This is a genomic window from Mesorhizobium sp. M2E.F.Ca.ET.219.01.1.1, from assembly GCF_004016445.2.
In the GTDB taxonomy this organism is placed as follows: Bacteria; Pseudomonadota; Alphaproteobacteria; order Rhizobiales; family Rhizobiaceae; genus Mesorhizobium.
In genome coordinates, this window is sequence record NZ_SADT02000260.1 from 1 (window position 1) to 288 (window position 288).

Below are 288 nucleotides of genomic sequence, written 5' to 3' on the forward strand. Positions count from 1 at the left end.
CGCACGGGCAGCGAGCGCCCGCCCTTCGACCCCTATTCGGCGAGCCGCACCCGCGAGCAGGATGCCGGCCAGAAGGCCGAGAATGTCGTCTCGCTGCCGCGCAAGCGGGCGCCTGGGGAGCCAGCCGTCGACGCCTATGCCGAGATCGACGCCTTCGCCAAGCCCGACACCGATCTCAACAAGGGTCTGAGGACGATCAAGGACAACGATGCGTCTTTCGACCCCAAGGGCTTCGTCGATGGCGCCAAGATGGCTTACGAGATGATCGTCATGGCCTACGCCGATGGC

1 protein-coding gene is annotated in these 288 nt (G+C 66.0%); it reads left to right on the forward strand.

The features are described from left to right. On the forward strand, positions 1 to 288 hold a 288-nt coding region (locus EN862_RS35755; protein ID WP_193771652.1), incomplete at both ends, for a TIM44-like domain-containing protein.